This is a genomic window from Arthrobacter sp. Z1-9, assembly GCF_054792695.1.
Map to the genome: position 1 here is coordinate 1,299,383 of NZ_CP096456.1, position 25,527 is coordinate 1,324,909.

Here is a 25,527-nt window from a genome sequence, read left to right on the forward strand (position 1 = left end):
AAAGTGCCGACGACCGAAATTCAGGCTCCTGCGGAAGCAGTTTTTCGAAACTAAAGTTTTGCCGGTGAGCGCCTTGGCATGCCGGCAAGCAAAAGCGCCGTCCTCCGCGTGCGGAGAACGGCGCCAGCCCTTACAAAATTTGTTGGGTGGCTACACCCGGCGGTGGCTGCGGTTGGTGACTGCCCCGTAAACCAGCAGGACGATAATCGCGCCCAGAATTGCCAGGAGCCAGGTGCGGAGATCGAAGAATTCAGCCAGTCCGCCACCGAAGACCAGGGAGCCGATCCAGCCGCCCAGAAGAGCGCCGACAACGCCGAGGACCATGGTGATCACCCAGCCTCCGCCCTGACGGCCAGGCAGGATGGCCTTTGCAATAGCGCCGGCGATCAGGCCCAAAATGAGAAATCCGAGAATGCCCATGTTGTCACTCCTTAATCAGTTAAGTTGTGCCGGGCCCCCAATTCCGGTTCCATAATTCAAGCAGTGTGCCTACTACACTTCAAGGCTTGTTTATTACGGGATGGCTGTCAGTTTGGCGGTGGGAATGTGGGCTCTTTTAGCCAGGCCGTGGAAGCAGCAGCGGAATCGGGGACACCGGCGCAGTGAACGCTCTTCGATAGAGTTGGCTTCCCCGCCATCTACCCAGGAGCTCCGGCATGTCCAGCCAGCAGACCGTCCGCCCTCGCGCCATCTTCCTCGATATCGACGGCACCTACGCTGACCACGGGCTTGCCCCGGAAGCCCATGTGGAGGCCGTCCGCACCGCCCGTCGGCTGGGGCACCTGGTCTTCGTCTGCACGGGGCGGCCGCTCTCGATGGTCCCCGGCCACATCCTGGAAGCCGGTTTCGACGGCAGCATCACCGGAGCCGGTGCCCGGGTGGAGTGTGGGGGAGAGGTCTTGAAGGACACGCGCTTCGAACCGGATCTGGCCGCCAGGATTGTGGAGACGCTGGACGCACATAACGCCGCCTACATCCTGGAAGCACCCGAGGCCCTGCATGGCCGCACGGGCGTGGACCAGAGGCTGAGGGAGGTGCTTGGACCCATTTTCGCCGGGCGGCCACAGCACGACGGAATCCTCAGCACCGATGTGGATCCCCTCGAGGACATCCTGGGGCCCATGCAATACAGCGATGACCTGCGCTCCACGTCGTACGCCAAAATATCCTGCTTCGATTCGCCGGTGCCGTTGCAGCAACTGGTGGACGGGCTGGGGCCGCAGGTTGGACTGATCCCCAGTTCCCTTTCCGCCCTGGGCGAGAGGGCCGGCGAGATCTTCATGGCCGGAACGCACAAGGCGGTAGGCATCCAGGTGGTGGAGGCGCACCTCGGCCTCGACCGTGCGGACATCGTGGCCATCGGAGACAGCGCCAACGACATTGAGATGCTTGAGTACGCCGCTGTGGGGATCGCCGTGGAAGGCGGGCACCCGGCTGTGCTGGCGGTTGCTGACCGCATTACCGCCGCTCCATCTGGAAACGGAGTGGCGCTCGCCTTCGCCGAGCTCGGCCTCCTGAACTAGCCCTCCTTCCTGAGCTAGGCCTCCTTCCTGAACTAAACCCGGGGGAGTGCCCGCTCCAACGCCTGTTGATCCGCGCTTCGTGTCCCGAGGCTGATCACCGAGTGGTAATGCCCGACCAGTTCGCTGCAGAGAGCAGGCCACGTCCTGTCCTGGACCGAGGCGTGGGCCGCCGCGGCAAACGCGCGGCGCTTGGCGTGATCCGCCTGACGGGAGCCACGGCAGCCCGCCACCCGCCGTCGCGCTTTTCCGGCGAGAACCTTGCCGTGTCCACGCCCCGGCGCCACATCTGCACTCTCGGGACGCCGCGGCCGCGCAACTGGTTCAGCGCGAACGTGGACGGTACCAGGGTGCGGGTGGCGAGCAAATGGATGTTCTCCACCCGGTTCCAGGCCCAGTTTTCCAGGAACGGCACGCCGTACCGTGCCGCGTAGCTGGGAACTTCGGTCTGGTAGATGGCCACGGTGGGGATTCCCAACTGGCGGGCCGCCTGGATCGCCCGCCAGTTGAGGACGAACGATGAGGCCAGGTGGACCACGTCCGGTGCGTAGCCGGCAAGGATTCGCTTGACCCGGTACACACCGCCCATCGCCACCCTGACGTTCGCGTAGCCGGCCAGCGGCACGGCAGGCAGCCGTTGGATCCCGGCGCCCCTTACGCGCTCCGGGGCTTCCCCGTCCTGCGTGGAGGGCGCGATGACCAGGACGTCGTCGCCCCGGTCCTCGAGGTGCTCCAGCACGCGCAGGATGGAATGCGTTACGCCGTTCATCAGCGGCAGGAATGATTCGGCGACAATTGCGATCCTCACCCCTCCACGGTGGGCGGAGGGCGTTGCCGCGCGGGGGACCGGATGTGACGCCGGGGGACAGGTTTGGGAAACATCAGGACCCTGCTCCTGCAGGAGTTTGAACACAGATCAATCACGAATGCTCCGCGGCCCGTAAATTCTATTGACCGTGCTGTTCAACGGGAATTATGATTCAAATCACTTGGACGTTATGAAACGATTCATTGGCGAAGCATAAACCTCAGAGACGCGGTTTCCAGATGCAGCAGGATCGCAGTGAAATTCCGGAGCCCGGGCAAGGGCTCCAGCAAGGTGCTCCGGTGCTCTCACTGACGGGGGCGGCGAAGACCTTTGGCCCGGTGGTGGCTCTGGCAGACGGCACTGTGGAGATCCGGGCGGGGGAAATCCACGCGCTTGTCGGGGAGAACGGCGCCGGCAAGTCCACCCTCGTAAAGATCCTCGCGGGCCTTTACCACCCCGACTCCGGGGACTTCCGGCTCAGCGGCGAGCCTGTCCACTTTCGGAACGTGGCGGAAAGCAAGGGTGCTGGAATCTCGGTGATCTACCAGGAACCCACCCTGTTCCCGGACCTCACGGTGGCGGAAAACATTTTCATTGGCCGCCAGCCCAAGGGCCGGTCACGGCTGATCAGCCGTGCCGAGATGCGGCGGCAGGCCACAGAACTGTTCGACCGGCTGGGGGTGCCTATCGACCCGTCGCGGGTGGCGGAAGGGCTCTCCATCGCGGACCAGCAGATCATCGAAATCGCCAAGGCCATCTCGCTCGATGCCAAAGTGCTGGTCATGGACGAGCCCACTGCCGCGCTCAGCGGGGTGGAAGTGGACCGGCTGTTTGCCGTGGCCCGGGCTTTGCGGGACAAGGGGACCGGAATCCTGTTCATTTCGCACCGCTTCGATGAAGTGTTCGATCTCTGCGACCGGATTACCGTGATGCGGGACGGGCGCTACATCGCAACACACCGGACCTCAGAGGTCACCGTTGAGAGGATTGTCCGGGAGATGGTGGGCCGGGACATCGGAACCCTGTTCCCCAAGGCCGAGGCCGACATCGGACGCACCGTCCTCAACGTTGACGGGCTCAGCAGGTCCGGGGTTTTCCGTGACATCAGCTTTGAAGTCCGTGCCGGAGAAATTGTTGCCCTCGCCGGCCTGGTGGGCGCCGGCAGGACCGAAGTGGCCCGCGCCGTCTTCGGCATCGACCCCTACGATTCGGGACAGGTTTCTGTCGAGGGAAAGCCGCTGAAGGCCCGGAGCCCCCAGGCTGCCATCGCTGCCGGGCTGGGCTTTGTCCCGGAGGACCGGCGCAAGCAGGGGCTGGTGATGAACCTGTCGGTGGCCCGGAACGTCACACTCACTCTCCGGAACAAATTCGTGACCGCCGGGCTCATCAACGGCGCCAAAGAGCGTGCCGCCGCGAAGGAGTGGAGCAAGCGGCTGCAGGTGAAGGCCGGCTCCCAGGAGCACGCCGTCTCCACGCTCTCCGGCGGCAACCAGCAGAAGGTGGTGCTCGCCAAGTGGCTGGCCACCGATCCGAAGCTGCTCATCATCGACGAACCCACCCGCGGCATCGACGTGGGCACCAAGAGCGAAGTCCATCGCCTCATTTCCGACCTCGCCGGCCGGGGCATCGCCATCCTGATGATCTCCTCCGAGCTTCCGGAGGTCCTGGGCATGGCGGACCGAGTCCTCGTGATGCGGGAGGGCCGAATTACCGCCCAGCTGGACAGGGCGGATGCGGATCCCGAATCCGTCATGCACGCGGCAACCTCCCCGGCAGGAGTTCTGGAATGAGTTCCACGGTGAAACACGAGGAAAAAGGCACGACGGCGGCCCGCAACGGCGGCGGCAGCGGCGGGTTCGGCCCGCTGCTGCGGCTCCGTGAACTTCCCGTCCTGATTGCCCTTGCGTTGCTGGTGCTGATCACGTTCCTGAACAATCCGCTGTTCCTGTCCCCGCAGGGCATCAAGGACCTGCTTCTCAACGCCACCATCATTGTGATCCTGGCGGCCGGGCAGACCCTGCTCATCATCACCCGGAACATCGATCTGTCGGTCGGCTCCATGCTGGGGCTGGTGGCTTTCGGCACCGGATCGATTTTCGCCGCAATGCCCGACCTTCCCATCCTGGCGGTCCTGCTCCTTGGCATGGCCTTCGGCGCCCTGCTGGGCATGGTCAACGGCTTCCTGGTCACGGTGGCCAAGGTGCCGGCACTGGTCATCACCCTGGGCACCCTGTACGTGTTCCGCGGACTTAACAACGCCTGGGCCGGCGGCAAACAGTACTTCGCCGGAGACCGGCCGGAGGCCTTCGGGGCCCTGTCCGTGGATACCGTGCTGGGCTTCCCCATCATCACCCTGCTGGCGATCGCGGTGGTCGCTGCGGTTGCGGTCTACATGGCGGGCACCCGACCCGGCCGGGACCTGTATGCCATCGGATCAGATCCGGAAGCGGCGAAGGTCCTCGGGATCAAAGTGTCCAAACGCGTGTTCCTGGCCTTCCTCGCCAACGGAGCCCTCGCCGGCCTGGCCGGAGTGCTCTACGCCAGCCGCTTCAACTCGGTGGGCGCCACCACCGGGACCGGGATGGAGCTGGACGTGGTGGCCGCCGCGGTTGTTGGCGGAGTGGCGATTTTCGGCGGCAGCGGGACGGTTGCCGGCGCCGCCCTCGGAGCCCTCCTGCTGACCACCATCACCAGCTCCCTGACAGCTCTTCGGGTGGACAAGTTCTGGCAACAGGCGATTGTGGGCATCCTGATCCTCACGGCCATCGTCATTGACCGCCTGGCCAGCCTGCGGACGGCCCGTAAACTGCGGATAAGCGAGGCTCGGAATGTCTGAGACCACTACTCCCAGCAGTACCCCCAGTACCCCCACCGCCGCGCCGGTTGCCGACAGCACCAAGCCGCTGGCCACCGAGCCAAAAGGCAGGACGGGCGCTGCCCGCATCCTGGCCAGCCGTGACGCCATCACCATTTACGTCCTGCTGGCGTTCCTGGCCTACGCTGCCATCGCCATCCCGCGCTTCGCCTCACCGGTGACCACGGGCTTCCTGCTCCTGGACGTCATCCCCGTCCTGCTGATCGCAATGCCCATGACGCTGATCATCATCACAGGAGAAATTGACCTTTCGGTGGCGAGCATCGCGGGGCTGACCAGCGCCTTGATGGGCGTGCTCTGGGCGGCCGGGCTGGATATTTGGCTGGTGCTGGCCCTTTGCCTGCTGGCGGGGATAGCTGCCGGCATGTTCAACGGCTTCCTGATTGCCGTCCTTGGACTGCCCTCGCTGGCGGTCACCATCGGAACGCTGGCCCTCTTCCGGGGCCTTGCCCTGGTGGTCATCGGGGACAACGCGGTAGCCAACTTCCCCAAGCCGCTGACAGCCTTCTTCACCTCCAAGCTCGGCGCCACCGGCATCCCCACGGTGATGATCGGCGTCGTACTCATCATGGTGCTCTTCGGAGTGCTGCTGCATTTCACGCCGTTTGGGCGCGGCCTGTACGCGATGGGCTACAGCAAGGAGGCGGCCAACTTCGTAGGCATCAACGTGGCGCGGAGCAAATTCTGGCTTTATGTGGCCTCCGGCGCCGTGTCAGCCCTGGCCGGGATCTACTGGACCCTGCGCTACACCAGCGCACGCAGCGACAACGCATCGGGGCTGGAACTGGCCGTCATCGCTGCTGTGCTCCTTGGCGGTGTCTCGATCTTCGGCGGCAAGGGCACCATTCCCGGGGTGGTTGCCGGTGTGCTGCTGATCGGCAGCCTGAACTATGCCCTGCGCCTGGGAAGGGTGTCCGACGTCGTCCTCATCACCGTGACCGGCCTGCTGCTCATTTTCTCTGTAGTGGCACCAAGCATCGGCGCCGCCGTCCGGGAATGGCGGCACACCAGGAGGGTCCGGCAGAGCTTCAGCCAGGGCGCATCCGCCGGCAGCAAGACACCACCTGACCGTGTCCAGTAAACCGACCGCACAAGCCCACCGACCGCAAAAGCCCACCGACCGCAAAAGGGAAAAGGAAAAACAATGATGTTGAACCGAAAAAGCACCGGCAGACGCGCGCCACTTGCCCCGCTGGTGGCCATCACGGCGGCAGCAGTCATGGCCCTGACGGCGTGCAGCGGCGGCTCGGGAACAACGGGGGAGACCTCCGCTGCGGTTGAGGACCAGAAAATCACGTTCATTCCCAAACAGCTGAACAACCCGTACACGGACGTCGTCCTCGGTGGCGGCAAGGACGGCGCGCAGGAGGCAGGCTTCGCTTCGTCCCAGGTGGTTGGCCCGCTCGAAGCGTCGGCGTCCAGCCAGGTGTCGTTCATCAACGCTGAAACCCAGGCGGGGACCAACGTCATCGTCATCGCCGCCAACGATCCCGACGCCGTCTGCACAGCTTTGGGTGAGGCCCGCTCCGCCGGCGCCAAGATCGTGGCTTTTGACTCCGACGCCAACCCGGACTGCCGCGATGTTTTCATCAGCCAGGTTGTGGCCAAGGAAGTGGCCCTGATCCAGACGAAGCTGATCGCCGAGCAGATTGGCGGTTCCGGTGAAATCGCCATCCTGTCCGCCACCGCCAACGCCACCAACCAGAACGAGTGGATCAAGTTCATGGAAGAGGACCTGGCGTCCAACCCGGCCTACAAGGACATCAAGCTCGTGGCCAAGGTCTACGGCGACGATGATGACACCAAGTCGTTCCAGGAAGCCCAGGGCCTGCTGCAGGCACACCCGAACCTGAAGGGCATCATTTCACCCACCACGGTGGGTATCGCCGCCACTGCACGGTACCTTTCCACTTCTGCCTACAAGGGCAAGGTTGCGTTGACCGGGCTGGGATTGCCTAACGAGATGCGGCCGTTCGTCAAGGACGGCACCGTCAAGGAGTTCGCCCTCTGGGATCCCGCCCAGCTCGGTTACGTCGCGGCGTTCGCCGGCAAGGCCCTGGTGGAGGGAAAGATCACCGGCGCCGCGGGCGACAAGTTCACTGCAGGGGAACTGGGTGACCGGACGATTGAAGAAGGCGGCCTGGTCATTGTTGGGCCGCCGACAGTCTTCAACGCCCAGAACATCGACCAGTACGACTTCTAGCGCTCTGCGGGGCCCGGACCGGACGGGCTCCTCCGGCCCGCCCGGTCTTTGGTGCCTCACGCCGGCTTGAGTCCGCGGAATGGAAGGTTGTTATGCCGCCCACCAAGAGGAATGCTGCTGCCTTACTGGAGCCCCACCGGCGGCGGCCCACCCGGCTCGGACTGGTGTCCGGGGGGCTGGGGGCCTACTGGCCCCAGTTCCCCGGACTCCTGCCGCAGCTGGAGGAGTCAGCACGGTACGTCACGGCGCGCTTGAAGGAGCTGGACGCGGAGGTAATCGACGCCGGCTTCATTTCCGATGCCGCGCAGGCCGTTACGGCCGGGGAGAAGCTTCGGCAGGCTGACTGCGACCTGATCGTCATCTTCCTCGCCACCTACCTGACCTCCTCGATGGTTCTGCCGGTGGCCCAGCGCTCCGGAAGTCCGGTACTGGTCATCGACCTCCAGCCCACCGAAGCGATGGACCACGCAAACTTTGATACGGGCGCCTGGCTCGCCTACTGCGGCCAGTGCCCGGTGCCGGAGGTAGCCAATGTCTTCCGCCGGGCCGGGATCGACTTCCGGTCTGTCTCCGGGCATCTGAAGCAGGAGTCGGCCTGGGAACGGATTGAGCAGTGGGTGCATGCCGCCGGGGTGCGCGCCAGGCTTCGGAACGCACGGCACGGCCTGATGGGCCACCTGTATCCAGGCATGCTGGACGTCGCCACCGACCTGACCACGGTCTCCACGACTTTCGGATCGCACGTCGAAGTGCTCGAGTTCGACGACCTGCGTGAGCGGGTCAAAGCGGTGACGGACAACGAGGTGTCAGAACGGCTCGGCCTGGCACGGGAGCTGTTTGTGCTTGATGAGTCCGTCAACGACGACGACTTCGCCTGGGGTGCCAGGGTCTCCGTAGGCCTGGACCGGCTGGTGGCGGACTTCGACCTGGACTCGGTGGCCTATTACCACCGCGGACTTGCAGGGGAACAACACGAGCGGCTGGGCGCCGGAATGATCCTGGGCTCGTCCATCCTCACGGCGCGGGGTATCCCCATGGCGGGGGAGTACGAGCTGCGGACATCAATCGCCATGCTGGCTGCCCAGGCCATAGGCGCCGGCGGTTCCTTCACGGAAATCCAGGCGCTGAACTTCTTCGACAATGTGGTGGAGATGGGCCATGACGGACCCGCGCACCTGGCCGTCTCCTCGAAGGATCCACTCCTGCGCGGCCTCGGCGTCTACCACGGCAAGCGCGGCTGGGGAGTGTCAGTGGAGTTCGACGTCCAGCCCGGACCGGTCACCACTCTCGGCTTGGGCCAGGACCCTGACGGCAGCTATGTCTTCGTAACTTCGGAAGGAACTGTGGTTCCGGGCCCGCTGCTGGCCATTGGCAACACCACTTCCCGCGTGGATTTTGGTGGCGATCCGGGCCTCTGGGTGGACCGCTGGAGCCGGACCGGAACCGGCCACCACTGGGCCTTGTGCCTTGGCCACCGGGCGGCTGATATCAAGGCGGCGGCGTCCCTTTTGGGCCTCGAACACCGGCACGTCTCGCTCCCCGGGATGGCCTGAATTTTTTCTCGGCAAAATCCCTCGTCAGGGCCGGTTGACCGGCCTGGCACGGAAAAAATTACTAAGCAGACTTCCCTTTTGATGCTAAGCATGCTTACGGTAGGGGGGCAGCTAGCCCGAAGCCTTCAGCAGAGAGGGCGGAGGCCGAGTGCCGGGACAACCGGTGCCGGGGCATCCACGGCTGGCTATGCCCAGCGCAACGACACATCCAAGGAGACGTCATGCTCAACAGGGAAAACATTGAAAGCTTGCTTAACAAGGGCGGCAACGTCGTCGGTTCCGATGGCGAGAAGATCGGCTCAATCGGTCAGCTTTACGCAGACGACGACACGGGTGAGCCCACATGGGTCACCGTCAAAACGGGACTTTTCGGCACTTCCCAGTCCTTTGTCCCCGTTGAAGGCGCCCACAGCCAGGGCGACGACCTGGTGGTTCCTTACACGAAGGACCACGTCAAGGACGCCCCCCGCGTCGACGTCGACGGACACCTCACCCCCGAGGAAGAGGACCGCCTGTACACCTACTACGACCGCGGCGCCAGGACCTACTCCGACACCCGTGACGACAGCCGCGGTGACGTCGACCTGCAGGGCGACGCCGACCTGAACGCCGGCACCCCCAACGCCGGTACTGCCGGCTACGCATCCGGCACCGGCACCGCGGGTTACTCGTCCGACCGGGATACCGTGGGCCACGACACCTCCGGCCCCACCACCGATGACGCCATGACCCGCTCTGAGGAACAGCTCCGCGTCGGCACCGAACGTGAAGCTGCCGGCCGGGCCCGGCTCCGGAAGTACGTCACCACGGAAAACGTCACCAAGACGGTTCCCGTGCAGCGTGAAGAGGTCCGCCTGGAGCGGGAGCCCATCACGGACGCCAACCGCGGGCAGGCCATGAGCGGTCCGGACATCAGTGAAGAGGAACACGAGGTGACCCTGCACGAGGAACGCCCCGTGGTGCAGAAGGAAACGGTTCCGGTGGAGCGCGTGCGTTTGGACAAGGATGTTGTCCAGGAAGACGTCACGGTCAACGAGGAAGTCCGCAAGGAGCACATCGAGGCCGATGGCGACGGCGTCGACCGCGACCAGCGCCGCTGATCCTTGCCGCTGAAATTCTGCTAAGGCGCCGCTGAACGGACCGGCGCCAAAGCAGCCGCACAGCGAACGACGCCGGGAGTCCACTTGGGGGCTCCCGGCGCCGCTGTGCATGCGGGACTTTTCTTTTTTGCCGGGCCGGCCTGCTGCTGGTGCCGGCCGGCCACGGAGATGCTGGTACAGCCGCGCTGAAAGCGGCGACTGCACCCGCCAGTAGGACGAATATCTTCAGAACTTAGGGTTCTTCTCTCATTCGCGGCTCCTGTTTCCCGGGTTACGGATTCCGGGCTATGTCCTGTCTGCGGTCATATTCCGCGAGAACAGCCAGCCAGCAACAATCATCACGATGCCCAGCACCAGGTGGGTCCAGTTGTCCATCATGTTCAGCGACAGGAAATTCGCCGCTGAGTCCACTCCGACAATGAGCCCGAAGATAGCCAGGACGATGTACAGCGCGCCTGCCCCCATCAGGAAATTCCGTGCTCCATGTTCTGTGCGGGACATAGCCCAGCCGGTTGCGCCGACGGCCAGCTGGACAATGTTGAGCAGCATGGACACCTGGAACAGCCCCAGGAACATGGCGTGCGAAGCCGGTCCGAGGAACATCAGCTCGCTGTATTGCATAGTGACGCCTGGGATAAAGCCCAGGACTCCCACCAGCATCAAAACAATTCCCACTCCCATGCCCACGTTCTGGACGTCTGCCCGTCCAAAGTGAGCGCCGTGCGCATGGTGGGATGCGGTAGTCATTTCTTGCCTCCAACCACTAATTGTGGACGGTTAAATTTTACGGCTGGTGGAGGTGAAAAGCGCCGGTGCCAGGCTCCTGGAGCTATAGCTCCGGGTTGGCGCCTGTCGGTCCCGGACCGCGCGGTGCCGCCGTGACACCATGGAAAACGATGAAACTGCGCGCTGATCAGACCGGAGACCGTGGCCTTCCCATGCCCTTGTGGCTGCAGGGAGCCTTGGAGACGGCCCAGGCCGCCATCATCTCGGCGCTGGTGGTGCTTGCTCCGATCCTTGCTGTCTGGGCTACCGCCGGGTTCCAGGACGGCGCCGTCGATTTTCTGGCGCGCCTGGCCGGGCAGTCCTGGCTGCTGGTCCACGGGGTGCCACTGGAACTCGTTGCTGCAGGCTCCGGCACTGCCGCCAATCCTGGGTCCGGACTGCTCACGCTCATTCCGCTTGGCCTGACCTTGATCCCTTTCCTGCTCGCCTGGCGCGCAGGCCGCCGGCTGGCCCGGGCCTCCTATACGGACCAGTTGTGGCAGGCGCTCCTCGGTTCCTGGCTGGTGTATTCGGCCTTCGGAGCGGCAACAGGCTTCATCTGCCGGACGCCCGACGTCGGCATTAATCCTTGGCACGCGATGTTCATCCCGCTCATTCCCTACGCCCTCGGCATGGTGATCGGCGCCCGCCGGGAGGCCGGATCCTGGAGCCGGTTGATCGGGGTCGACGCCGTGGACTGGATTTCCCGCACCAGCCAGCATTCGCGCTGGGCCGGGTCCTACCTCGCCTCCGCCGCCAAGGCCGGATTCGTGGCGGTGATGTCATTCCTGGCGCTGGCCGCGCTGCTGCTGGCTGTTGACCTGTTCATCCACTGGAACCTGGTGGTGGCGGTCTATGAAGCGCTCGACGCCGGGGCGGTGGGAGGTGCCGCCCTCACCATTGCGCAACTCGGGTTCCTGCCCAACCTTGTCGTCTTTGCCCTGGCCTGGACATCCGGCTCCGGCTTCGCCCTGGGCTTGGGTTCCCAGGCGGGCCCGCTGGGCACTGCTGTTGGCCCACTGCCTTCCATACCGGTGCTGGCCGCGATCCCGTCCGGACCCCTGGATTATGCCTTTGTTGCCTTGATCGTCCCGGTTTTGGCCGGTGTCCTGGCCGGCTGGTGGTTCCTCCGCGAAGGGGAAAACCACTTCGATGAGTGGCTTGCCATCAAAATCCGCGCGCGCTGGTTCACGGCAACCGTTTCAACGCTGGTGCTTGGGGTCCTGTGCGGGCTGGCTGCTGGGCTGCTGACCGCCGGCCTGGCCTGGCTGGCGCGCGGCTCTGCCGGGATCGGGCGCCTCACGGACATCGGTCCCGACCCGCTCTGGACCGGAGTCTGGGTGGCGGCAGAGGTGGGTGCCGGCGTCGTGATGGGGTACGCGGCAGGACCCTGGCTCGAACGCGAGCAGGCACCAACGGAAGCGGATGCCGAACTGGTCCGGTAGTTTGGGCGGCTGCCGCCTGCACGGGTCGGGCCGGCTAGGGGAGCTGCGAGGGCAACGATCCTTCCAGCTGCACCCGGCATGCCGACTGCGCCTGGTCCGTCAGCGCCCGGCCAACACACGCCTGGTAATCCCGCACTACGTCGAAGAACAGTGCTGTGACCAGGATCAGCAGCACCATGATCGCGGACACTACCAGCCCCGAGATGGTGCCGATGAGGACGAGCGGCGACTCTTTGAGCCGTGCTGCCCGGACCAGCAACACCACGCCGAGAGCAATGCCGGCGGCTGCCAGGACTGCGGAGAGCCAGAGGTAGCTGACGTCCAGCTGATAGACGAAGAAGGCGCCCAGCACCGCCACCACGAAGATCCGGAACAGGGTGTGGGTCTTGGCGAGCGAGGCCTTTGCTGCCTCGCTGAGCGGCTGTTTTGTGCGCTGCTGCCCCGCCGGTTCCGGTGTTGTGTTCATGTTTTCCAGCCTACGCGAGGCTGCCCATAAGCTAGTGCCATGCGTATCGTCGTCCTCGTCTCCGGAACCGGGTCAAATCTTCAGGCAGTTATCGACGCGGTTAAGTCAGGGGAACTGGATGTCGAAATCGCCGCGGTGGGGGCCGACCGGCCCGGTACCTTCGGGGTGGAACGCTCCGCAGCAGCCGGCATCCCGACTTTTGTGGTCGACTTCAAGGCCTACCCGGACCGGGCAGAGTGGAATGCCGCGCTGACCCAGGCCGTAGCCGCGTTCGAGCCGGACGTGGTGGTTTCCTCCGGCTTCATGCGGATCGTCAGCCCGGAATTCATCGACGCGTTCAACGGCAAATACCTCAACACCCATCCTGCGCTGCTCCCGGCCTTCCCGGGCGCGCACGGGGTGCGGGACGCGATGGCCTACGGCGTGAAGGTCACAGGCTGCACCGTTCACTGGGCCGACGCCGGCGTGGACACCGGGCCCATCATCGCGCAGGAAGCCGTGGCCGTCGAGGAATCCGACACCGAGGAAACCCTGCACGAGCGCATCAAGGTGGTGGAACGCAGGCTCCTGGTGTCCACACTGGCGGCCCTCGCCGCCACCCTGCGCTCCCACGCCTGATCCCTCCTCCCGACCCAACTAAGTAGCGCTAAGTGTCGTTTTCAGCCCTCATAACGACACTTAGCGCTACCCAGTTGGGCATGGGCGGGCAAGGCTGTGGATAACCTCTGCGGCATTCCGCCACGCCTGCCACGATGGGCGGATGAAGGTTCCAAGCCAACTGCCTGACCCTCTGGCATCTTTGCCTTTCACCTTCCAGGAAGCGGTCGACGCCGGGATCAGCCGACGACGTCTGCGTCACCATGGCTTGCTTTGGCCAAGCCGGGGAATCCGGGTGCCGGATGCCAGCGACGCGTCACACCTCGCCCCGCGCATCCGTCCCTATACTTTGGTCACTGAATTTGCGGCCGCTTCACACGCCTCGGCCTTTCTCCTGTGGGAGTTTCCGGGCTTCCTCCCGGGCAGTGATGAGCCACTGCTGCATATCTCGCGGCCTGACACCGTTGCCATCATGCGTCGGCCCGGTGTGAAGGGACACCGCGGGCAGTTTTTCGCTGACGAGATCGTCAATCATGCCGGGCTGCTGGTCACTTCGCGGGTGAGGACTTGGCTGGACTGCTCCCGCAAGATGAGCATCGAAGAGCTGACCGTGGTCGCGGACCACTTGCTTCGCGTTCCACGGCGGGACTTCGAGGGCAGGTCAGGACCCCATGCAACGCGGGAGGATCTCGACGACATGCTCGACCGGCACAAGGGGACGCCCGGAATCAGGAAGGCCCGGGTTGCCCTCGACCGGGCGCGGGTGGGATCGGATTCCGCCCCTGAAACCAGGCTGCGGCTGGCACTGGAGGACGCGGGCCTGCCCGAACCTTGGCTGAACATGCCCACCGAGCTGGGTGCCGGCGTCGTGCGCCAGCCTGACTTGAGCTATCCGGAACAGAAGGTGGCGGTGGAGTACGACGGCGAGGGCCACTCCGAGGCGGTGCAGATCGTCCGCGATATTGCCCGTGAAGAGGACTTCGCCCGTGCCGGCTGGTTGGTCGTGAGGATTTCGAAGCGGCACATGGAGAGGGATGCCCGGCCGGCGGTGGCCAAGGTCCGTTCAGCGCTGCTGCTCCGGGGCTGGTTACCCGGCAAGGAAAACCAGGTAGCGCTAAGTGTCGTTACGAGGGTTGAAAACGACATTTAGCGCTACCTAGTTGGGAGGGGGAGGGGCTTATTCGAGGCGGCGCTGCTTGGTTTCGGGGGAGAAGAACGCCATCCACAGCACTGCAAGGAGCACCAGCCCGCCGGCCAGGGCGAAGGACGTCGCCAGGCCGAGCTCGGGCCAGAAGTAGTTCGCGAAGATCAGGGGCCCGAAGCCTGCGCCGAGCCGGGAGAACGTGGAGGCCCACCCGAAACCGGTCCCGCGCAGCTCGGTGGGGTAAAGCTCAGAGACATAGGCATACAGCACCGGGATGGCCACCTGCACGACGAACCCGAACACCAGGAGCCAGAACACGGCAGCGGTGGGGATATCCACCACGATCGCCACGATCACCAGGGTCAGCGCCGACAACGGTCCGGTGATGGCAAGGATCCACTTGCGGCCCACCCGTTCCACCAGCAGCGCCGCCACAATAACGCCCAAAAGCCCGACGGCCGCCATGGATGCGGTGGTGACGAACGCCTTGTACTCGGCGAACCCGGCCCCAATCAGGATCCGCGGCATCCACGTCAGGGACAGGTAATAGACCAGCAGGATCGAGAAGAACAGGGACCAGGCCGTGGCCGTGATCTTCCAGTTGAACTGCCACACCAGGCGCAGCTGGTGCCACGCGCTGCCGGCGGAGAGCCGTGGCACTTCCTTGGCATCGGGCAGGCTGTAGGCGCGGGCTTCCGCCCCCGTTGCTGCCACCAGGCCATCGATGACTTTGGCCGCTTCCTCGCGCCGGCCCTTGCGAATCAGGAACAGCGGGGACTCCGGGACGCTCCGGCGGACCCAGAACACCAGCAGTGCCGGCAGGACCATCACCAGCATGGTCAGCCGCCAGTCTCCGTACAGGGCAACGAGCCCGGCCGACACAAAACCTGCCAGGGCTGCTCCCACCGGCCACCAGCCGTCCATCGCGGTGAGAACCTTGCCGCGCTGCTTTCGGGGAGTGAACTCACCTACCAGGGCGTAGTCCACGGGGATGCAGCCGCCCAGGCCGAAGCCCGCCATGAACCGGAACACACAGAACCAGATGAAGTCGGGCGAGAAGGCCCCCAGCACGGTGAAGAGGGAGAAGATCAGGAGCGTGGCCGTGAACGCTTTCTTGCGCCCGATCGTGTCCGCGATGGTGCCCCAGATAAAAGCCCCAAGGGCCATCCCGATCAGGTTGGACGTGCCCACCCAGGCCGCCTCGCCGGGGGTAAGGGCCCAGTGCGTGGAGAGCAGCGGAATGAGGATGCCGTTCAGGGCCACGTCCCAGGCATCAAACATAAAACCAAGGCCGCCGATCACAAAGATCCTGCCCTGGACTTTCCATCGCCAGGGCAGTTCCTGGACCACCTGCTCGCCGCTCGGCACAGTGGTGTAAGTATTCATCGCAGCCTCCTGAAAGAACTCTAGCGGGGGCCCGCCGGCCTTCACACTTCGGCCTTCACCGGGGGCAAACTGCACTTCGCGATAAACTGGCCCTATCCCCACCAACCGCGGTACTGTTCCGCGACATAAGACGGAGACATTTGTGAGCTTCACGCAGCATGAGCGCGTAACCATCGACCGTGTTCCCATCCGCCGGGCCCTGATCTCGGTTTACGACAAGACCGGTCTGGAGGAGCTCGCCCAGGGCCTGCATGCAGCGGGAGTGAAGCTGGTGTCCACCGGTTCCACGGCCAAGAAGATCGCCGCCGCCGGCATCCCCGTCCAGGAGGTCGAGGAAGTCACCGGTTCGCCGGAAATGCTGGACGGCCGCGTCAAAACGCTGCACCCGCGGGTTCACGGCGGCATCCTTGCCGACCGCCGCGTCCCGGCGCACATGGACACGCTCACCAAGATGGAGATCGAACCTTTCGATCTGGTGGTGGTGAACCTCTACCCGTTCGTGGAAACCGTCAAGTCCGGCGCGACCCAGGACGACGTCGTGGAACAGATCGACATCGGAGGCCCCGCCATGGTGCGCTCCGCCGCCAAGAACCACGCCGCCGTCGCCATTGTGGTGGATCCATCCTTCTACGGCCAGGTTGTCACCGCGGCCGCCGAGGGCGGCTTTGACCTGAACACCCGACGGCGGCTGGCCGCCAAGGCGTTCGCGCACACGGCCTCGTACGACAATGCAGTGGCCACCTGGACCGCGAGCCAGTTCCTGGATGAAGACGGCGACGGCGTCATCGACTGGCCCGCCTACGCCGGCCTCTCGCTGGAACGCTCCGAGGTGCTGCGCTACGGCGAGAACCCCCACCAGCAGGCAGCCCTTTACGTGGACAAGGCCGCTCCGGCCGGCATCGCGCAGGCTGACCAGCTGCACGGCAAGGCCATGAGCTACAACAACTTTGTGGACGCCGACGCCGCGCTTCGCGCCGCCTACGACTTCAGCGAACCTGCCGTGGCCATCATCAAGCATGCCAACCCCTGCGGCGTGGCCGTGGGCTCCGCGGATGCCGCTGATCCCATCGCCGACGCACACGCCAAGGCCCACGCCTGCGATCCCGTCTCCGCATTCGGCGGCGTCATCGCAGCCAACCGCACCGTGACCGCCGGCATGGCAAACACCGTCAAGGACATCTTCACCGAGGTTGTCATCGCCCCGGGCTTCGAACCTGAGGCGGTGGAGATCCTGTCCCAAAAGAAGAACATCCGCCTGCTTGCCCTGCCTGAAGGTTATGGCCGCTACCCGTCGGAGATCCGCCAGGTTTCCGGCGGCGTCCTGGTCCAGGTCAGCGACAAGGTGGACGCCGACGGCGACAACCCCGCCAACTGGACCCTTGCTGCCGGCGAAGCCGCCGACGAAAAGACCCTCGCGGACCTGGCCTTCGCCTGGACCGCCTGCCGTGCGGCCAAGTCCAACGCCATCCTCCTTGCCCAGGACGGCGCCGCCGTGGGCATCGGCATGGGCCAGGTCAACCGCCTGGACTCCTGCCGGCTGGCCGTGGAGCGGGCCAACACGCTTGGCGTGAAGGTGGAGTCCGACGTCGAAGGTGCCGGCGGTGCCTCGAACGCCGACGCGAGCGGGGCACCCCAGCGGGCCCAGGGCGCCGTGGCAGCGTCGGACGCTTTCTTCCCGTTTGCTGACGGCCTGCAGATCCTGGTCGACGCCGGCGTCCGCGCCGTCGTCCAGCCCGGCGGTTCCGTCCGCGACGAGGAAGTCATCGCTGCAGCGAACGCCGCCGGCGTGACAATGTACTTCACGGGCGCGCGCCACTTCTTCCACTGATCCCCACCGGCCCCCTAACCTCGCAAGCTCGGCCAGGGAACCCTGCCGGCGTGGGCCCAACCGGCCCCCTAACCTCGCTGCGCTCGGCCAGGGAACCCTGCCGGCGTGGGCCCAACCGGCCCCCTAACCTCGCAAGCTCGGCCAGGGAATCCTGCCGACGTGGGCCCTAAAAGGGACTTAACGACGACGGCGCCAGCCCCCGCGAAGGGGACGGGCGCCGTCGTTGTTGGGAGGCTTAGTCCTGGTCAGGAGTTGCGGACTCCGGTTCGCCGGTGTCCGCACCCTTCTGCTCGGGCCGTGGACCCTTCTCGGGAAGCCGCAACTCCCGGGGCTTGGCCTCCGCCATCCGCTGCTCTGTCCAGTACTCGAGGATCTCGTCGTGCGTCTGGTTCACATCGCTGCGGCTGACCGGATCCTCTCCGGTTGGCACGCTGTCAGGACTTGGCTGCACTGTTGTACGTTGCCTCGATGACGCTGCCCCAGTACGGGCCGTACATCACTGCGGAGTTTTTGTAGCCGTAGCTGTTGACCGAGTTCTGGACGCCCGAGGAACTGGTGCCGATGAACCACGGACCGCCTGATGATCCACCGGTCATGTCGCAGGGAATTCCCTGGGTGCCGAACTGCGGGTTGTTCGGATCGTTGTTGGCCGTACCGGTGCAGCTCTTCAGGGTCTCTCCATTGAACGGCGAGGCAGCGGGGTAACCGAACGACTTGTAGGTCAAGCCGCGTTCCTGGTTGAAGGCCACGCCGGAACCTCCCACAACGTCCGTCAGGTTCTTCTTGTTGAGCCGGTTCATCACGGCGAAGCCGGTGTCGTAGGCCATGTCCCCGCCGGCAACCCACTGCGTGGGGGCGAGGTAAGCGCGGGCCGTCCATTTGCCGTAAGGAGCGGCACCGTTCTCATATGCCGGGACGAAGATGAAGTTGGTGGCGTAGGCGCCCGGACCCTCGTTCAGGCAGTGCCCGGCCGTGGCAACAGTGCTCTCGTTGGTTGAGGACACGGCGTTGCCGGAGCAGACGTAATTGGAACCGCCCAAGGTGAAGAACACCTTGCCGACGTGCTTGACCGGAGTTTCACTGGCCCCGATCAACGCCTTGCCCTTGGTGGCCTTGACCTCGCTGCCCTTGCCCTTCTCCACGATGGAGGCGCTCGAGCGGTTGCCGCGGTTCAGCGCCTTGCCGGCCAGGACATCGCCGGGGATGGCGTTTTTCATCTTCTCCGCCGTCCAGTATTCGGCCACTCCGGTGCTGTCAACGGTGATGCTGACAACAGAAGGGTCCTTTTTTGTGTCCTCGGCGGCAGGTGCGGCGGTAGCTCCGCCGGCCGCGCTCAGTACCAGAACGGCAGCTGCCGAGAGGCTCAGGAAGCCATGGGCCAGAGACCTGGTGGTTGTCATTGTTGTCCTGTCTGAAACGGAGTGCGGCCCCCAGTACGGGCCAGAAGTGACCTAGCGAATTTATCGTTATATGACAAGTATGTAAATAGTAGTGACGTATCATGTACGGCTTGCCTGAGCCTCTAGTCACTGGCCGGGACCCAAAGCACCCGCCGCGGCAGGGCACCGGGGCGAGTGCCGCCGTCGGCCGTTCTCCATCGCTGTAATCCTGCTCACCGCACGGTAATCCAACGGAGCCGGTAGGGTTCAACCCCGCGTCCTCGGGTAAGTTGTACATGGTGAAATAGACCGAATTTTCACAACCAAGCCGACCCACAGGGAGACGCCCGCGCATGTCCAAGATTATCTACACCCACACCGACGAAGCGCCGATGCTGGCTACCTATTCGTTCCTGCCGATCATCGAGGCGTTCGCCTCGACAGCAGGTGTGGAGGTGGAGACCCGCGACATTTCGCTCGCCGGCCGCATCATCGCCGTGTTCGGTGACTACCTCACCCCGGAACAGCAGATCGGTGACGCGCTTGCTGAACTGGGTGAACTGGCGAAGACGCCGGAAGCCAACATCATCAAGCTGCCCAACATCAGCGCCTCCATCCCGCAGCTGAAGGCTGCCATTTCAGAGCTGCAGCGCCAGGGCTACGCGCTGCCGGACTACCCGGACAACCCGTCCTCCGACGAGGAAACGGCCGTCCGTTCCCGCTACGACAAGATCAAGGGCTCGGCAGTGAACCCGGTCCTGCGTGAGGGCAACTCGGACCGCCGCGCACCCCTGTCGGTCAAGAACTACGCCCGCCAGAACCCGCACTCCATGGGCGCCTGGACCGCCGATTCAAAGACGAACGTCGCCACGATGGGCCAGGACGACTTCCGCTCAAACGAGAAGTCGGTTGTCATCGAGTCCGAGGGCACCATCGCCATCCAGCTGGTCCGTGAAGACGGCTCGGTGAAGGTCCTGAAGAAGGCGTTCCCTGTGCTGGCCGGCGAGGTCATCGACGGCACCGTAATGCGGGCCGCAGCGCTGGACGAGTTCCTGAAGGCACAGGTTGCCCGCGCCAAGGAAGAAGGCGTGCTCTTCTCCGCCCACCTGAAGGCCACCATGATGAAGGTCTCCGACCCCATCATCTTCGGCCACGTGGTCAAGGCCTACTTCTCGGAACTCTTCGAGACCTACGGCAAGCAGCTCGCCGCCGCCGGCATCAGCCCCAACAACGGCCTCGCCGCCATCCTGAGCAGCCTCGAGGACCTTCCCGAGGACGTGCGCGAAGGCGTGCAGAACCTCATCAAGAAGGGCCTCGAAGAAGGTCCCGCGCTGGCCATGGTGGATTCCGACAAGGGCATCACCACGCTGAACGTTCCCTCCGACGTCATCGTGGACGCATCCATGCCCGCCATGATCCGCAGCTCGGGCCACATGTGGGGCCCGGACGGCAAGGAAGCCGACACCCTGGCCGTCCTGCCAGACAGCTCCTACGCAGGCATCTACCAGGTGGTCCTCGACGACTGCCGTGCGAACGGCGCCTACGACCCCACCACCATGGGAACCGTCCCGAACGTGGGCCTGATGGCGCAGGCCGCCGAAGAATACGGCAGCCACGACAAGACCTTCGAACTCCAGGAAGCCGGCACTGTTCAGATCGTGGATGGCTCCGGCAACGTCCTGATCGAACACCAGGTCTCCGAGGGAGATATCTGGCGCGCCTGCCAGACCAAGGACCTGCCCATCCGCGACTGGGTCAAGCTGGCCGTAACCCGTGCCCGCGCCTCCCAGACCCCGGCCGTGTTCTGGCTGGATGAGGAACGCGCCCACGACGCCAACCTCATCGCCAAGGTCAACGAGTACCTGAAGGACCACGACACCGAGGGCCTCGACATCCGGATCATGTCCCCGGTCAAGGCCATCGCCTTCACCCTGGACCGCATCCGCAAGGGCGAGGACACCATCTCGGTTTCCGGCAACGTCCTCCGCGACTACCTCACGGACCTGTTCCCCATCCTCGAACTGGGCACCAGCGCCAAGATGCTCTCCGTTGTTCCGCTGATGAACGGCGGCGGACTGTTCGAGACCGGCGCCGGCGGATCCGCCCCGAAGCACGTCCAGCAGCTGCTCAAGGAAAACCACCTCCGCTGGGACAGCCTCGGTGAGTTCCTTGCCCTGGCCGTCAGCTTCGAGCACCTTGCCACCACCACGGGCAACGCCCGCGCCCAGGTCCTGGCCGACACCCTGGACCGGGCCACCGGTACCTTCCTGCTGGAGAACAAGTCACCCAGCCGCCGCGCCGGGGAGCTGGACAACCGCGGCAGCCACTACTTCCTGGCCCGTTACTGGGCCGAGGAACTGGCCAAGCAGACGGACGACGCCGAGCTGGCCGCCTCGTTCAGCTCCGTCGCCGGGGAGCTCTCCTCCAAGGAGGAGACCATCGTGGGCGAGCTGGCCGAGGTCCAGGGCTCGCCGGTGGACATCGGAGGCTACTACAACCCGGACGACGCGAAGGCCTCGGCCGTGATGCGCCCGTCCGCCACGCTGAATAAGGTCCTCGCCACCCTGAGCTAGGGGAGTGCTGCGGCAGCAGCTGAACCGGCAGTGCGAAAGAGGCGGTGCCCCGGGTTTGTTCCCGGGGCACCGCCTCTTTGCTGTTTGGCTGGGACTTCGGCGTCGCGCACTGCTGAAGGGGCCGTCGTCGTGCGTTTATGGCCGGGTTTAGTCTTTGCCTTTGCCCTTGCCTTCGTTGCCGTTCTTGTCGTCGTTGTTCCCGGTTTCCGGCGCGGGGGCCGGAGCCGGCTCGGGAGCGGGTGCCGGCTCGGGAGCCGGCGTACCGGTCGAAGGTGGAGGTGTCTGCGCCGCCGCCTGGTCCGCTGTAGGTTTCGCGTCTTCTGCTGCCTGCGCTGCCGCCGCAACAGCCTCTTCCAGGTCTGCCCGGACGGCCGCCGCGATGGTGGTGATGGTCCTGCGCCGCTCCTCGGTAATCTGGCCTTTATCCTGGGCCGCAGCCAGCTCAGCCTCAAGACCTTCGAGGGCCTCCATGGCTGTAGCGGGATCGTTCCTTGCGGAAGCCTCGCTAACTTCCAGAACCCGCGCCTGGAGTTGCCGTGCAGCGGATGGCTGCAGGCCTGCATCGCTGGGACCGCAGCCGGCCAACAGTCCGGCCGCCAGCACCGCAGCCGTCCACGTTATGAACCGCTGCTGCCTGCCACCCGGGTTACGCGCCAAATGCAACCTCACGGTTCCACGCTCTTCTGAAGCTCCTCAAGGTGGTCGCCAAGGACGCCTGTCACCGTGGGGTAGGGTACGACGTCGGGCGTGGACTGGGTGGACAGGCTCGCCAGCACGGCCGCTACGGCCGCGGATATCAGCACGACCGCCAGAAGCACTGCCAGCCACAGGCGGCTGCGCCGGGATCCAGCGGGCCGCTCCTTGGTGCGCTGTTTGCCCTTGGGCTTTTGTTCAGGGGAGACAGACGAAGCCACGTCCCCTGAACCTGCTGCCTCGCGCAGTTCCTCCACCGACTCCTCGGCTGTGATGGAAGGCGGGTGGAACGGCATTGCCGGCAGGACCCTCGTAGTCTCCGGAGCGAGCTCTCCCGGCGTTGACGCCGGCGAAACCAATGCCTGCCTGAGGGCGGTCTCAATGTCCGCGGCGGCGGGACGCTCCAGCGGTTCGATGGCTGTCATGGAGCGGATCAGGTCAGACCATTCGGACGGCAAGTCCTCCGGAATTTCCGGCGCACGATGAAGCCGGGCGACGGCAGATTCCACAGCGCCGCCGGGATATTCGATGGTGCCCTTGATGCACTCAAGCAGCACAAGGCCGAAGGAGTAGATGTCTGAGGCCGAGGACAGCGGCTGGCCCAGGGCTTGTTCGGGGCTGAGATACGCGGCAGTACCAACCATGGTTCCCGTAGCCGTCAGCCGGGTCGAGTCCGCGATCCGGGCAATGCCGAAGTCCGTGAGCTTCGGGCGCAGTGGCTCGCCGGGGCGGATCTGCACCAGCAGGATGTTTGCCGGCTTTATGTCGCGGTGGATGATTCCAAGACCGTGAACATAAGCCAGGGCATCAGCGATACCGGCACCAATCACTGCGAGTTCCTCAAGCGGGACCCGGCTGTGCCGGATCCTGGTGCGCAGGTCCTGCCCGTCCACGAGTTCCATGGTGAGGAATGGTCTCGGCTCGTCAGGGACGCGGGTGTCGATCCCGGCGTCGAACAGCGTCACCAATCCCGGATGATTCAGGGTGGCCAGAAGCTGGATCTCTGCTTCCTGGCGCTTCAATTCATCAGCGTCCGGTGCCTGCGGGGCAAAGAGCTTCAGGGCAACGTCCCGGCCCAGATTTTCGTCCCGGGCGCAGTAAACGGAGGACATTCCACCGCGGCCAATAACTTCACCCAACCGATAACGTCCGCCGACCACTTCATTCTTGATGGAGCTAGGCGATTCCGCCACCATGACCCGTTCCTCCCGGTGCGCTGCGGCACTGTCGTACAACAAATTATACGGGCGGTGGTGTAAACGGAAGATTGGCCGCGGCCTCCGTTCTGTGACACGCCGACGGTCCGGCGGCGAACCCTGTTACTCTTTCGCCGCCGGACCACCGGCCACAAGGACATGTGTGCTGAAGACATGTTTGCGTGATTTTGTGTTGTTGATTCTTGTGTTTTGCAGGCCCTCCTTCCGCTCAGCCTGCTTGCTGCTGCCGCTTCAGGCGCATGCTGCAGGCGCGGTCAACAACTGGTCAGGTGTCCTAGGAAACCTCGCGCTTGCGGAGGAGGACGATGATCCCTGCCGCCAGGAGCAGCAGGGCCAGCGGAACCAGGGAGGTGTCCACACCCGTGTTGGCTAGAGCGTTGGCACCCTGGGTAGCGACTCCCCGGGCAGGAGTGCTGCGAGGGGTGGTGTCGACGGCGATCGCGCCGCCAACTGCGGTGGAGCCGGCAGGTGCTGCTGAGAAGCCGCCGGCACCTGCAGTGCCGGTGCTGGAACCGTTGTTCGAGCCGGTGGTGTCGGTGCCATTGCCGGCCCCGTTATCGGTGCCAGGGGTGTTCGTGCCGGGAGCGTTAGTCCCGGGGTCAATGGCTCCGGTGCCTCCCGTGTTGCCGTCACCCGGAGTGCCGGTGCCGGTGCCGGGGTTCTCCGTGCCATTGCCGTCACTGCCCAGCCCCGAGCCGAGGTGCAGCCCCAAATCGACGACGGCGCCCAGTCCACCCGTGCTACCGGTGCCGCCGGTGCCAATACCCACCACTGCATCTACGACGGCGTCGAGTCCGCCGGTGGTGGTGCCGTCGGTAGCGTTGCCGCCGAGGTTGACGTCGACCAGGGCGTCTACGAGGGTGCCGCTGGTTCCATCTGTGCCGCCGAGGTTGACGTCGACGAGGGCGTCGAGTCCGCCGGTGGTGGCGCCGTCGGTACCGTTGCCGCCGAGGTTGACGTCGACGAGGGCGTCGAGTCCGCCGGTGGTGATGCCGTTGGTACCGTTGCCGCCGAGGTTCACGTCGACCAGGGCGTCTACGAGGGTGCCGGTGCTGGTGCCGTTGGTACCGTTGCCGCCGAGGTTCACGTCGACCAGGGCGTCTACGAGGGTGCCGGTGCTGGTGCCGTTGGTACCGTTGCCGCCGAGGTTCACGTCCACGACTGCGTCAAGTCCACCGGTGCTGGTGCCGCTGGTTCCATCTGCACCGCCCAGGTTGACGTCGACGAGGGCGCCGTGTCCGCCGGTGGTGGTACCGTTGCCGCCGAGGTTGACGTCCACGACTGCGTCAAGTGCACCGGTGCTGGTGCCGCTGGTTCCATCTGCACCGGCCAGGTCGACGTCGACGACTGCATCCACAGCGGCGACGGGTCCGCCGGTGGTCCCGTTAATTCCTGCGCCTGTCCCAAGGTCAACCGCTGCGTCTGCTGCGACGGCAAGATCGGCGGCGGCCGGCGTAGTGCCGCCGGTGACGGAATTGCCGAGGCCGAGGTCGACGACGGCCGCTGCGGCGAGGTCGGGGCCGCTGGTTTGGCCGGTTCCGTTTCCAAGGTCAACCGCTACGTCTGCTGCGAGTGCGAGATCGGTAGCGGCCGGCGTAGTGCCGCCGGTGACGGAATTGCCGAGGCCGAGGTCGACGACGGCCGCCGCGGCGAGTCCGGAACCATTCGCTCCGGTGCCAGTGACGCCGTCGAGCGCCACATCGACTACGGCGGCGACGGCCGTTGACTCTGACGGCGTTGGGCCACCCAGCAGGCCCAACGACGCCTCGTCAGCGGACGCCGCCGAGATGAGGGCAGATGCGGAAAGATCCGATCCACTGGTGGTATCCGCGGCGTTCGCCGCGGTGCATCCGAAGGCTAAAAGCCCGCCGGCAAAGAGGGTGCCGAGCATCCCCCTGCGAAGGTTGGAACTCATGATGATGTCTCCTGAAAAGTTGAGGTAAGGGTGCGTGTCAGCAACCTGGAACACCGTGTT

21 protein-coding genes and 1 pseudogene are annotated in these 25,527 nt (G+C 65.0%); 12 read left to right on the plus strand and 10 right to left on the minus strand.

Translation table 11 applies throughout. The features are described 5' to 3' along the window. Positions 1-150: 150 nt before the first annotated feature. Complete coding sequence (locus M1D93_RS05970) at positions 151-420, minus strand: GlsB/YeaQ/YmgE family stress response membrane protein (protein ID WP_461174233.1); 270 nt, start codon at positions 418-420, stop codon at positions 151-153. A gap of 236 nt (positions 421-656) precedes the next feature. Between M1D93_RS05970 and M1D93_RS05975 the strand changes: the two genes are divergently transcribed. Next, on the plus strand, positions 657-1,523 hold the full coding sequence (locus M1D93_RS05975) for an HAD hydrolase family protein (RefSeq protein ID WP_461174234.1): 867 nt from the start codon (positions 657-659) through the stop codon (positions 1,521-1,523). A 208-nt stretch (positions 1,524-1,731) separates the two neighbouring features. On the opposite strand, the pseudogene M1D93_RS05980 reads toward M1D93_RS05975, so the two are convergent. Continuing rightward, positions 1,732-2,328, minus strand: a pseudogene (locus tag M1D93_RS05980) (glycosyltransferase); the annotation flags it as partial. A 239-nt stretch (positions 2,329-2,567) separates the two neighbouring features. Between M1D93_RS05980 and M1D93_RS05985 the strand changes: the two are divergent. The 6 genes from M1D93_RS05985 (at position 2,568) to M1D93_RS06010 (ending at position 10,059) form a co-directional block, all read left to right on the plus strand. After that, entirely contained in the window at positions 2,568-4,118 is a 1,551-nt protein-coding gene (locus M1D93_RS05985; protein ID WP_461174235.1) for a sugar ABC transporter ATP-binding protein, read from the plus strand. Then, a complete protein-coding gene (locus tag M1D93_RS05990) occupies positions 4,115-5,164 on the plus strand; it encodes an ABC transporter permease (RefSeq protein ID WP_461174236.1) in 1,050 nt (349 codons plus the stop codon). The genes M1D93_RS05985 and M1D93_RS05990 overlap by 4 nt, the downstream gene beginning before the upstream one ends. Continuing rightward, positions 5,157-6,284: an ABC transporter permease gene (locus M1D93_RS05995; protein ID WP_461174237.1), complete on the plus strand. Its 1,128-nt coding sequence runs from the start codon at positions 5,157-5,159 to the stop codon at positions 6,282-6,284. Before M1D93_RS05990 ends, M1D93_RS05995 begins: the two co-directional genes overlap by 8 nt. A gap of 63 nt (positions 6,285-6,347) precedes the next feature. Next, a complete protein-coding gene (gene rhaS, locus M1D93_RS06000) occupies positions 6,348-7,406 on the plus strand; it encodes a rhamnose ABC transporter substrate-binding protein (RefSeq protein WP_461174238.1) in 1,059 nt (352 codons plus the stop codon). Between the two features lie 92 nt (positions 7,407-7,498). Further along, positions 7,499-8,959 (plus strand): arabinose isomerase, encoded by a 1,461-nt coding sequence (locus M1D93_RS06005; protein WP_461174239.1) that lies wholly within the window; start codon positions 7,499-7,501, stop codon positions 8,957-8,959. Positions 8,960-9,180: 221 nt separating this feature from the next. Beyond that, positions 9,181-10,059: a DUF2382 domain-containing protein gene (locus tag M1D93_RS06010; RefSeq protein WP_461174240.1), complete on the plus strand. Its 879-nt coding sequence runs from the start codon at positions 9,181-9,183 to the stop codon at positions 10,057-10,059. 285 nt (positions 10,060-10,344) lie between these two features. Here the strand turns inward: M1D93_RS06010 and M1D93_RS06015 are convergent, their stop codons facing one another. Beyond that, positions 10,345-10,806, minus strand: a complete 462-nt coding sequence (locus M1D93_RS06015) for a DUF4383 domain-containing protein (RefSeq protein ID WP_461174241.1) — start codon at positions 10,804-10,806, stop codon at positions 10,345-10,347. Positions 10,807-10,955: 149 nt separating this feature from the next. Here M1D93_RS06015 and M1D93_RS06020 point away from each other — a divergent pair, with 149 nt between their 5' ends. Continuing rightward, positions 10,956-12,269, plus strand: coding sequence for a cell division protein PerM (locus M1D93_RS06020; RefSeq protein ID WP_461174242.1), 1,314 nt, complete (start codon positions 10,956-10,958; stop codon positions 12,267-12,269). 34 nt (positions 12,270-12,303) lie between these two features. On the opposite strand, the gene M1D93_RS06025 is transcribed toward M1D93_RS06020, so the two are convergent. Further along, positions 12,304-12,735: a hypothetical protein gene (locus M1D93_RS06025; RefSeq protein WP_461174243.1), complete on the minus strand. Its 432-nt coding sequence runs from the start codon at positions 12,733-12,735 to the stop codon at positions 12,304-12,306. A gap of 39 nt (positions 12,736-12,774) precedes the next feature. Here M1D93_RS06025 and purN point away from each other — a divergent pair, with 39 nt between their 5' ends. Beyond that, positions 12,775-13,353, plus strand: coding sequence for a phosphoribosylglycinamide formyltransferase (purN, locus tag M1D93_RS06030; RefSeq protein WP_461174244.1), 579 nt, complete (start codon positions 12,775-12,777; stop codon positions 13,351-13,353). A 274-nt stretch (positions 13,354-13,627) separates the two neighbouring features. After that, positions 13,628-14,482: an endonuclease domain-containing protein gene (locus tag M1D93_RS06035; RefSeq protein WP_461174245.1), complete on the plus strand. Its 855-nt coding sequence runs from the start codon at positions 13,628-13,630 to the stop codon at positions 14,480-14,482. A gap of 27 nt (positions 14,483-14,509) precedes the next feature. Here the strand turns inward: M1D93_RS06035 and M1D93_RS06040 are convergent, their stop codons facing one another. Further along, positions 14,510-15,862 (minus strand): MFS transporter, encoded by a 1,353-nt coding sequence (locus M1D93_RS06040; protein ID WP_461174246.1) that lies wholly within the window; start codon positions 15,860-15,862, stop codon positions 14,510-14,512. Between the two features lie 142 nt (positions 15,863-16,004). On the opposite strand from M1D93_RS06040, the gene purH reads away from it, so the two are divergent. Next, positions 16,005-17,690: a bifunctional phosphoribosylaminoimidazolecarboxamide formyltransferase/IMP cyclohydrolase gene (purH, locus tag M1D93_RS06045; RefSeq protein WP_461174247.1), complete on the plus strand. Its 1,686-nt coding sequence runs from the start codon at positions 16,005-16,007 to the stop codon at positions 17,688-17,690. Positions 17,691-17,925: 235 nt separating this feature from the next. Here the strand turns inward: purH and M1D93_RS06050 are convergent, their stop codons facing one another. After that, positions 17,926-18,120: a hypothetical protein gene (locus tag M1D93_RS06050; protein ID WP_461174248.1), complete on the minus strand. Its 195-nt coding sequence runs from the start codon at positions 18,118-18,120 to the stop codon at positions 17,926-17,928. A 4-nt stretch (positions 18,121-18,124) separates the two neighbouring features. Further along, positions 18,125-19,090, minus strand: coding sequence for a trypsin-like serine peptidase (locus M1D93_RS06055; RefSeq protein WP_461174249.1), 966 nt, complete (start codon positions 19,088-19,090; stop codon positions 18,125-18,127). A gap of 332 nt (positions 19,091-19,422) precedes the next feature. On the opposite strand from M1D93_RS06055, the gene M1D93_RS06060 reads away from it, so the two are divergent. Next, positions 19,423-21,642: an NADP-dependent isocitrate dehydrogenase gene (locus tag M1D93_RS06060; RefSeq protein ID WP_461174250.1), complete on the plus strand. Its 2,220-nt coding sequence runs from the start codon at positions 19,423-19,425 to the stop codon at positions 21,640-21,642. Positions 21,643-21,789: 147 nt separating this feature from the next. Here the strand turns inward: M1D93_RS06060 and M1D93_RS06065 are convergent, their stop codons facing one another. The 3 genes from M1D93_RS06065 to M1D93_RS06075 all read right to left on the minus strand — a co-directional run bounded on the left by M1D93_RS06065 (position 21,790) and on the right by M1D93_RS06075 (position 25,467). Then, on the minus strand, positions 21,790-22,311 hold the full coding sequence (locus M1D93_RS06065) for a hypothetical protein (protein WP_461174251.1): 522 nt from the start codon (positions 22,309-22,311) through the stop codon (positions 21,790-21,792). Beyond that, positions 22,308-23,531, minus strand: a complete 1,224-nt coding sequence (locus tag M1D93_RS06070) for a serine/threonine-protein kinase (RefSeq protein ID WP_461174252.1) — start codon at positions 23,529-23,531, stop codon at positions 22,308-22,310. The genes M1D93_RS06065 and M1D93_RS06070 overlap by 4 nt, the downstream gene beginning before the upstream one ends. 295 nt (positions 23,532-23,826) lie before the next feature. Beyond that, positions 23,827-25,467, minus strand: coding sequence for a beta strand repeat-containing protein (locus tag M1D93_RS06075; RefSeq protein WP_461174253.1), 1,641 nt, complete (start codon positions 25,465-25,467; stop codon positions 23,827-23,829). Between the last annotated feature and the right edge of the window lie 60 nt (positions 25,468-25,527).

Bases quoted from the DNA above. Each gene is read 5' to 3' on its own strand.
- M1D93_RS05970 (WP_461174233.1), bottom strand. From the start codon at position 420: ATGGGCATTCTCGGATTTCTCATTTTGGGCCTGATCGCCGGCGCTATT.
- M1D93_RS05975 (WP_461174234.1), top strand. From the start codon at position 657: ATGTCCAGCCAGCAGACCGTCCGCCCTCGCGCCATCTTCCTCGATATC.
- M1D93_RS05985 (WP_461174235.1), top strand. From the start codon at position 2,568: ATGCAGCAGGATCGCAGTGAAATTCCGGAGCCCGGGCAAGGGCTCCAG.
- M1D93_RS05990 (WP_461174236.1), top strand. From the start codon at position 4,115: ATGAGTTCCACGGTGAAACACGAGGAAAAAGGCACGACGGCGGCCCGC.
- M1D93_RS05995 (WP_461174237.1), top strand. From the start codon at position 5,157: ATGTCTGAGACCACTACTCCCAGCAGTACCCCCAGTACCCCCACCGCC.
- rhaS (WP_461174238.1), top strand. From the start codon at position 6,348: ATGATGTTGAACCGAAAAAGCACCGGCAGACGCGCGCCACTTGCCCCG.
- M1D93_RS06005 (WP_461174239.1), top strand. From the start codon at position 7,499: ATGCCGCCCACCAAGAGGAATGCTGCTGCCTTACTGGAGCCCCACCGG.
- M1D93_RS06010 (WP_461174240.1), top strand. From the start codon at position 9,181: ATGCTCAACAGGGAAAACATTGAAAGCTTGCTTAACAAGGGCGGCAAC.
- M1D93_RS06015 (WP_461174241.1), bottom strand. From the start codon at position 10,806: ATGACTACCGCATCCCACCATGCGCACGGCGCTCACTTTGGACGGGCA.
- M1D93_RS06020 (WP_461174242.1), top strand. From the start codon at position 10,956: ATGAAACTGCGCGCTGATCAGACCGGAGACCGTGGCCTTCCCATGCCC.
- M1D93_RS06025 (WP_461174243.1), bottom strand. From the start codon at position 12,735: ATGAACACAACACCGGAACCGGCGGGGCAGCAGCGCACAAAACAGCCG.
- purN (WP_461174244.1), top strand. From the start codon at position 12,775: ATGCGTATCGTCGTCCTCGTCTCCGGAACCGGGTCAAATCTTCAGGCA.
- M1D93_RS06040 (WP_461174246.1), bottom strand. From the start codon at position 15,862: ATGAATACTTACACCACTGTGCCGAGCGGCGAGCAGGTGGTCCAGGAA.
- M1D93_RS06055 (WP_461174249.1), bottom strand. From the start codon at position 19,090: ATGACAACCACCAGGTCTCTGGCCCATGGCTTCCTGAGCCTCTCGGCA.
- M1D93_RS06060 (WP_461174250.1), top strand. From the start codon at position 19,423: ATGTCCAAGATTATCTACACCCACACCGACGAAGCGCCGATGCTGGCT.
- M1D93_RS06070 (WP_461174252.1), bottom strand. From the start codon at position 23,531: ATGGTGGCGGAATCGCCTAGCTCCATCAAGAATGAAGTGGTCGGCGGA.
- M1D93_RS06075 (WP_461174253.1), bottom strand. From the start codon at position 25,467: ATGAGTTCCAACCTTCGCAGGGGGATGCTCGGCACCCTCTTTGCCGGC.